Consider the following 8,165-nt stretch of genomic DNA (forward strand, 5'->3'; position numbering starts at 1 on the left):
GCCCGTCACTGTCGATCAAGCGACACCTGACCAGTTACCTTCGCCGAACGATCGTCCACCACGGACATAACCCTACCGAGGCGATCACAGGGGAATCCTAAACATAGATCAAGTGATCAACTTATTTAATGACTTTCCCATACTGGCTGAGAACAAGGACCGGGGAGCCCGAGTGGAAAATGCATGATTATGGCGCCGACGGGTCCGGGACCGAACCGCAGTCCCTTCCAGGCCTACTATCGGCACTCGGCGGATCTCGGGATTTTTAACGTCCTGCTCGATCTGGCAGCTTTTGAGTATGCCCTTATCCACATTGTTGTGCAATGTGGACTAGAGAAAAGACTAGATGAAAATGGGCAGTGGTATTGTAATCGGATTGATGATCCAGTCGCCTGTGTCGGGCGAACTTGTCCTTCCGGTGGAGAAGCTGCTGGGAGCGGGTCCGGTACTTGGGCTCCCGGGGTTGCCACTCGGTGGGGACGTCGACGTCGGAGCGCCCACCCCGGTCGGTGTCGTCGAGGGTGGGGTGCTCGGTGGTGCCGTCGGCGGTCGGCTGGCTGACGATGGAGTCGTGGTCGGCGGCTGTGTAGGAGTCGTGGTCGGCGGCTGTGTAGGAGTCGTGGTCGGTGGCCCCGTCGTCGGCGTGCGTGGCGCCGGGGCGGTGGACGGCGAGGACGGAGGCGGTGCCGCAGGCGCCTTGACAAAAGCAGGGTCGGGACGGTGAGCGGCGGAGGGCGAGGGCTTGCTGACCTGCCGCGCGATGGGCTCCATGAGGCGTGGTTCCAAGCCCCCGGGCGACGCAGCCCGGCTGGTGAACGCTCCGGCGACCGTCGGGACGACTGTCGAGGACGTCGCGGCCGCATTGCTGGGTGCGGCCGCAGGCACGGGCGGACGTACCGCGTCCGGGGTCGGCGCCTGCGTCACCTGCCCCTGCGTCACCTGCCCCTGCGTGATATTCGGCCTGTCCTCCGACAGCAGCTGGGCATCGGAGGTGGGCCAGTTCATGGCCGCCGTGAGGCCGGCGACGGCAATGGCCGTCACCGCGGCGACTGCCACCGCCGACCGCCTGCGCCATCCCGCGGTGCCGCGGCCAGTATGAGTCTGTGGTGCGTCGGTGAGGTCATTGTCGGAGTCCATGCGCATGAGCGGGAGTAGACGCGTGGGGTGCGTGGTGGCGGCGATGATGGTTTTCTCGGCATCGGCGTACCTGTCACCGCTGGGTGGAGCAGTCGGTACCTTGACGAGATTGACCTTCGGTGTCTCCTTGGTGGTCTCGCCGACTTCGCTCTTAGTATCGGTATCGGCCGCGGCGGCCGCTGCCGCAGCCCGCCGACTGGCGGCTGAGGCTGCGGCTACAGCCGCGACAGCGGCGCGATCGAAGGTGCGCGCGAGGCCGACCCGCAGACTCGCCGGCGCCGGAACCACGGCACCGGTGAGGAGCTCTTCGGGCGAGACTCCATGGGGTACCGGGATGCTGCGCGCCTGGGGCGATCCCGACCAGGCCAGAGCGCTTCCTCGAGCAAGCTCGAGTAGCCAGGACCGCAGCCGGGTGGGATCGCTCAGGGGATTTAGACGAGTGCGGGCGACGAGGGCGAACGCCGTCCCGGCCGCTGCGCGGGCCACGGTGGGATCGCCCAGAATCAGCAGGCACATCGAGAAGACATCATCGGCGTACAGATCGTAGAGATCGTCGAACGCCTGCCGGTCACCACGTCGGACACGGGCCACCAGGTCCGCGTCGTCGTCCATACTCAGCTTCTCCCCGGGGACTAGCGGCGGCCCCGGAACGGGCCGGCATCGCCCCATCGGTAGCCCGGTGAGGCAGGCCCAATGCTAGAAGTTCGTCCCCCGCAGCGGGTGAACGTCGTGAAGATTTTGTTGTCGCCGATTCGACAGTCGATAACGCTTGACTACTGATGTCGTCGCACTTAGATCCCCATCGACTACGGCTGGTTACTTTGCCTGGTAGGTCTCACGGCAGGGTGGCCATGTCCCGTCGGAGACGGGACCAAGCCACCCTGGACGAACCTGCCTTCAATGGGTATAAGCCGAAATCTGTTACCAATTCGGCAGAACTGGCGTTCGGAACCGGACCGGCCATTCGCGGCCTTCCGCTGGAAGGCACCACGCTTCTTGCGGGTCGGGACATAGCTCAGGATGCCGGTGGTTGTTGGGCGAGCCGGGCCTTGACGGTGCCGCTCTGTCCATCACGGGTATAGGTCACTTCCACCTCGTCGCCGATGGCGTGGGACCGGACCGCCGCGATGAGGGAGTCGACGTCGTTGACGGCACGGTTGCCGACCTTCGTGATGACGTCGCCGGCGCGAAGGCCGGCCTTTTCGGCGGGTCCACCCGGAACCATGGAGCGGATCTGTGCACCGTTGCCGCTGGAGGCGGTGGAACGGGTGTTCTCCTCCGAGGTGGAGGCGCTGACGCCCAGGTACGGGTGTCGGGCGCTGCCCGTAGAGATCAACTCGGTGGCCACCGACCCGGCATAGTTGCCCGGAATAGCGAAACCGACGCCGATGTTGCCGGACTGCTGGCCGCCACCGAAGGGACTTCCACCACCCACGGTCGCGATCGCGCTGTTCACGCCGATGATCTCGCCGCGACTGTTGACCAGCGGACCACCGGAGTTACCGGGGTTGATTGAGGCGTCGGTCTGGATTGCGTCGAGCACGGTGTTCTGCTGATCCCGCACGGTTGAATCCCCGGTGCGCACCGGGCGATGCACGGCACTGACGATGCCGGACGTGACCGTGCCGTTCAGCCCGAGCGGGCTGCCGACCGCTACCACCAGTTCCCCGATGCTCAGCGTGTCGGAATTGCCGAACGTGGCCGCCGTGAGACCGGTGGCATTGATTTTGATCACCGCGAGGTCCGAGCTCGGATCCGTGCCTACGACCTGCGCATCGAAAGTACGACCGTCCTGCAGGGTGACCGTCAGCGAGCCGCCATTCGCGGCACCCGAGACCACATGGTTGTTCGTCAGGATATGCCCGTCCGAACGGATGATGGTGCCGGAGCCGGTGCCCGACTCGCTGCTCGATTCCTCGGAGATTGTCACGACACTCGGCAGGATCTTCTGCGCCGCGGCCGACACGGTGTTCGCGGCTGCGGGCGACGTTCCACCGGAACTGTCCACGGTGTTGTGCAGACCGGCGGATGTGACGATGGTCTGCCCCCCGTTGTTGTCGGCGACCAGCGCTCCGACACCGCCACCCACACCGGCCGAGACCAGGGCTATGGCGAGTCCGGCGGCGACGAGCCGCCGTCGGCGCCAAGGGGGCGAGGCGGCCATGGTTGTCTCGTTGCCGTAGAGGTCCTGGGTGGGTGGCGAGCCGGCGCCGCTCGGAGAACTCCATGGCGGTCCCCAGGAATACCCTCCGGTCGGGGGGCCCGCGGGAGGTCCCGCGGGGCCGGCCGCGCCGTTCACGGCTCTCGGGGCAGCGGGACCACCGGGTGGCGGACCTGAAGGCGGTCCCCACGGGCCGCCGGGCGATGCCGCCGGAGGCGGGCTTCCCGCGGAGAGCGCGGCCTGCGGCTGACTGGCCTGGGACGGCCCGGCCGGGTACGGAGAATCCGGATACGGACGAGGATCCCCATGCGGGGGATGGGGATTCGGATACTGAGGATGCTGGCCGGAGGATGGCCCCAGCGTCGGCGGTTGGCTGTACGGCGAGCCGGGCGGACGGGAAGGCGGGCCCGCCGGGAGGCCGGGTTCGGAGCTGGCGGGACCAGCCGGGTGAGCTTGGCCGGCTCGTGTCCCGGCCGCGCCGCCGATGGGCGGAGCCCAAGGGGAGGGGGAGTCATGCCCGGCGCCGGACCCCTCCCTGCCGCCGCCCCTGGGGGCGTCCTCGGCGCTACTGCTGAAGGGGAGACGCGGTGTCATGGTAGGCACTTTCCCTTGAAAGCCTGAGCGATTCCTGAATGCCGACCAACGTTCGGGTAAGCGATCCGGTGTGGAGCCGCGCGGTGTGGAGCCGCGCTGGGTCGGCCCGGGTTGGCTGGGTCAGCCGGTGGGACGGTGTTCCTCCAGTAGATCACGGATTTCCGTGAGCAGGCGTGCCTCGTCGGTGAGTACTGGGTCCTCCTCCGGCGGGACCTGCCCCCGCGTCCGCCGCTCGTTGATGGTGTTCAGGGGGAGTACTACTACGAAGTAGATCACTGTAGCGACTGAGAGGAACGCGATGACACTGTTGATGAACTCGCCGTACCGAAACATGCTGCCGTTGATGGTGAAGGTGAGGGCCGAGAAGTCGGGTTTGCCGAAGATCGCGGCGATCAGCGGGGTGAAGATGGTCTTCACCAGCGACGTCACCACCGCGGTGAAGGCGGTACCGACCACGACCGCGACCGCCAGGTCGACGACGTTCCCTCGCATCAGGAACTGCCTGAAGCCCTTCATGCGGCGTCCCCCCTGAAATATGTGCCTGATGACATGGGAGGATATCGGTGCAGATCAGTGGGTGACCGGCGAGGTACCTGGCCGATCCCTGTACGCCTTCGGGGGGCTACTGTCAACTAAGCTCGCGCAACGTCGACGCAACGCCGTGGTACAGCGGTGGGACGGGCGGACGCAAGCGGAGCTCGGGATCGGAGGTCGTCTGGTGACGGACGGTGTGCGACGGACCGAGTGGGACGACGACCGGCAGTCTCCCTACTATCAGGGGGGCGGTAGCGGTCCCTCGATGGAGCCGTATCAGCCAGCGGGGCCGGATCCGCGCCCGCAGCATAGCGGCTACGGCCCTCCGACCGGGTCATACGGCCCTCCGACCGGGTCATATGACGCCGCTGGACCGGTGACCGGGCCCTACCACCCGGTACCGGCGAGCCACGGCAATCCCGGCCACGGCAATCCATATCAGGGCAGTTCGATACAGCCCGAGGATACCGATTCGCCGTCCACCGGCACCTCGATGCGCCGGGCGCTCGTCCCGCCCGCTCGGACCGCTCGGGCCGAGGGCCGGCGGTCCCGAGTCGTTCCTGGTTCCGCTCCCGCACCCGCATCCGGGCGTCAACCACCCGAATGGGCTACCGATGGAAGGTCGGATCCACGAGGTGGACCGGATCGGCAGAATGAGGGCGGTCTGCCGCGGGCCAAGACGGCGATGCCGACACGTCGGGCCGACGGTGCCCCTACCGGCGGTCCGTCGACCGGCGGCGCCGGGATGAGGGACGGTGGAACAGGCCTGCGGACGCCCTACGGCAGGGATGCCGGCGACGACCTCGGACTCGACCGGCGCCGTGCCGATCGCACCGATCCCGGTCGACCTGATCGGCCCGGTCGGCCCGGTCGGCCTGATCGGTCCGGCCGACCCGAGGCTTACCCGCCGGGCGGGGGGCGGAGCCGGCCGAGTCCGGTGCGGTTCGGCGCCGACCAGCGGGTCGCGGCGCGTCGCTCAGGGAGCCTGACCTCCGCCGCGGGCACAGCCGATTTCCCCGACGAGGACGACGCTCGCGATTCCCGGCAGGGAGATCGTGATTCCGACACCATGCCCTTCCTGCATCGGGTCGGGGTGGCCCTGGTGGTGCTGGCCGTGGCACTTGGGGTGGGCGTCGGGGCCGGTGCCGTCTGGGAGAAGGTCCGGCCCAGCGGCCGGACCGCCACCAATGCGGCCCCGGCGCCGACGGAAGCATCGTCCGGCGGTCCCGTAGCGGCCGCGCCTAGCCCGAACACGGGGGCAGCCGGCGGTCAGGCAGCTGGCGGTCAGGCGGCTGCGGGCCAGATCGCGGTGCCGGCGGACTGGACCTCGTTCACCGACACTGTGCAGAAGGCCACCTTCTCCCACCCGCCGGTGTGGAAGCAGCGGCGCGACAACACCGGCATCTTCTATGGCGAGCCCGGTACCGTCTCGGAGTACGGACCGCAGATGATCGGGGTGGCCCGGGTCGCGGTGCAGGATCCGGTGGCAGCGCTCACGCAGGTCCAGTCCGCCGAGTTCAACACGGTCCCCGGTCTGACCAGGGACCGTTCCGGCCCGGCGACGGACACCAGCGGTCAGCCCACCCAGGAACTCGTCGGCTCGTACGACCGGGAGGGGCAGCGGGTCTCCTACCTCATGCGCACGGTGTCGGTGTCCGGTGCCGTGTACGTGCTCATCGCGCGAGTGTCGACCGACGTCCTGGCGTCGCTCAATACGCTGATGGGCGCGCTGCGGTCCTCGTTCGCGCCGGCCTGATCCGTGTTCGCGCCGGCCTGATCCGTCCCCGCCGGCTGGCCGTCGCGGGTCACATCCGCGGGCCGGGCCGCGCGGAACGGGCCGGAGCCAGCAGATGCCAGATCACCCTGCCCGTGGCGAAGGGGGCCGGTCCGGAGACGGCCGGCCAGCCGTGGGCCAGAGCGGGCAGCAGGAACTGCACGACCCGGGCCGAGGAGGCACAGGGGGTCTCCTTGCGCAGGGCGACGGCTGGTGACGTCACCGTGGTCGAATTCGCGGGCACACCCGGGACGGCGCTCGGCATCAGGACCCGCGGGGCGGCGTTCACCAGCGCGCTTGCAGGGTGCGCCGGCCCGCTTGCCGGGGGCACCGGGGGCACGGCGACGGGCGCGGCCACGTCCGCGTCCGTTCCAACGCTCAGCGCGGACTGTGATGCCACCGGGGCGTGCCATGGCACGCCGGTCGAATCCGTGAGGACAGTGTCCGTAGGCCGGCTCGGGACGGGGCAGCGATCCACCGACCGGAACGGGATCATGCTCTCCTCGACCGGCGTGATCGCGGTCCGCAGCACCGGCGACCAGAGGGTCCCCTGGTAGGGCACATGGCCGTCCGCCCCGCCGTGGACGACCACGACGGTCAGCGGGGCGCCCGGACGGCAGTCCGACACCTGACGGCTGGCCGCCACGACGGCGATGCCCGCGAGTTCGTCCCCGTGTTCGCAGGCGTACCGGTAGGCCAGCATGCCGCCGTTGGACAGACCGATCAGACTGACCCTGTTCCGGTCGATCGGGTAATGCTCGCTGAGATGCGCGATCAACGCGCGTAGCCAGCCGACGTCATCGGTATGGTTGATCACGGCGGGGTCGCAGCAGGTTCCAGCGTTCCATGCCCTGTTGAGGCCGTCCGGGTACACGACGGCGAGGCCGGCGGCACGGGCGAGGTTGTCCAGGTCCCAGTGCTGCTTGGGGTCCGCGCCGTCGTAGTGCAGGCTGTGCAGCGCCACGAGCAGGGGATAGGGCTTCGGGGCGTCGGACGGGGGCAGGGTCATCCGGATGCGGGCGCCCCGTCCGGAGCGTTCGAATGCATCGGGACCCGTGGTGGGCGCCGGGGTGGCGGCCAGGACCACATGACCACGTCGGGGACCCTCCAGCACGCCGCAGCCGGACGTCGTCAGCAGAAGGGGAACCAGGAGGGTGAGGAGCCAGACCGCGGCGACGCGGCGGCGACGGACGGCCGGCACGAGGGCCATTCTGACGCGCGTCCAGCGCCCCGGGCGTCACCGGTGTCGATGATTGCTCTTCGTGTTCGAACTACTACGAGCGAGATCGCCCTCGGGGGTGCGGACCACATTGAGTCTGGGACGATCCGCGTCAGAAGGCACCCAGCGGCCCGATGATCGTGTCTCCGTGTTCTCCGCGGCCGTGCGGTAACGGTCGAACGCCTCCTGGGCACGGCTTTCCAGATCGCCCACGAGAGCGAGTGACTCGCGTACCCGCCGCTCCCCGGCGGGACCGGCGGCGAGCAGGTCCGACAGACAGTTGTCCACGGCACGCCGCGCCGCCAGCCAGCCGAGGAGCAGTCGGGAGCGCTCCATATCCGAGAGCTCGTCCACCGAGATGTCCCTCCGCTCGCCACTCGTGACGTTGATGAGGTTTCCGCCGTGAGGATCGGCCACCTGCGGACCGATCTGGCAGGGTGCCCTGGCTGGGTCAGGTGTCCGGGTCAGGTGTCCGGGTCAGGGCGATATGCGTGGTCGAGGTCAGCGACCGACTTTTACCGTCCGTCCTCTCCCAGAGTGCCCCACCTGAGGCCCGAACGCGCCGCAGTTCGCCGAACGCACACCCACCGGCCGACGGCGACCGGGATGTGGGGGACGGACCACACGTTACGTGGGTCCCCCCGGAAGCGGTCGGCCGGCGGGTGGCGGGGGCTCGTCCACCGCAGACGGTGGAGGCCGTTCGGAGGAGCCGGTTTTGGACAGTGGCCCCTCACCCGGTGGCGGGA

7 protein-coding genes are annotated in these 8,165 nt (G+C 68.8%); 3 read left to right on the plus strand and 4 right to left on the minus strand.

All coding sequences use genetic code 11. From position 1 onward, the window contains the following. Positions 1 to 379 precede the first annotated feature (379 nt). Positions 380 to 724, plus strand: coding sequence for a hypothetical protein (locus AC08OP_RS16490; protein ID WP_476615013.1), 345 nt, complete (start codon positions 380 to 382; stop codon positions 722 to 724). A gap of 87 nt (positions 725 to 811) precedes the next feature. Then, positions 812 to 1,099 (plus strand): hypothetical protein, encoded by a 288-nt coding sequence (locus AC08OP_RS16495; protein WP_476615014.1) that lies wholly within the window; start codon positions 812 to 814, stop codon positions 1,097 to 1,099. A gap of 1,053 nt (positions 1,100 to 2,152) precedes the next feature. Here AC08OP_RS16495 and AC08OP_RS16500 read toward each other — a convergent pair. Continuing rightward, positions 2,153 to 3,103: a S1C family serine protease gene (locus AC08OP_RS16500; RefSeq protein ID WP_476615015.1), complete on the minus strand. Its 951-nt coding sequence runs from the start codon at positions 3,101 to 3,103 to the stop codon at positions 2,153 to 2,155. Between the two features lie 909 nt (positions 3,104 to 4,012). Next, on the minus strand, positions 4,013 to 4,408 hold the full coding sequence (gene mscL, locus AC08OP_RS16505) for a large conductance mechanosensitive channel protein MscL (protein WP_476615016.1): 396 nt from the start codon (positions 4,406 to 4,408) through the stop codon (positions 4,013 to 4,015). Positions 4,409 to 5,495: 1,087 nt separating this feature from the next. Here mscL and AC08OP_RS16510 point away from each other — a divergent pair. Continuing rightward, positions 5,496 to 6,182 carry a hypothetical protein gene (locus AC08OP_RS16510; protein WP_476615017.1) on the plus strand — a complete coding sequence of 229 codons (687 nt, stop codon included), beginning with the start codon at positions 5,496 to 5,498 and terminating at the stop codon, positions 6,180 to 6,182. A gap of 49 nt (positions 6,183 to 6,231) precedes the next feature. Here AC08OP_RS16510 and AC08OP_RS16515 read toward each other — a convergent pair whose 3' ends face one another. Together AC08OP_RS16515 and AC08OP_RS16520 are read right to left on the minus strand one after the other, a co-directional pair. Next, positions 6,232 to 7,410, minus strand: coding sequence for a CE1 family esterase (locus AC08OP_RS16515; RefSeq protein WP_476615018.1), 1,179 nt, complete (start codon positions 7,408 to 7,410; stop codon positions 6,232 to 6,234). A gap of 27 nt (positions 7,411 to 7,437) precedes the next feature. After that, entirely contained in the window at positions 7,438 to 7,773 is a 336-nt protein-coding gene (locus AC08OP_RS16520) for a hypothetical protein (protein WP_462203044.1), read from the minus strand. Positions 7,774 to 8,165 lie beyond the last annotated feature (392 nt).

Source organism: Frankia sp. CeRuru1 (genome assembly GCF_977966315.1).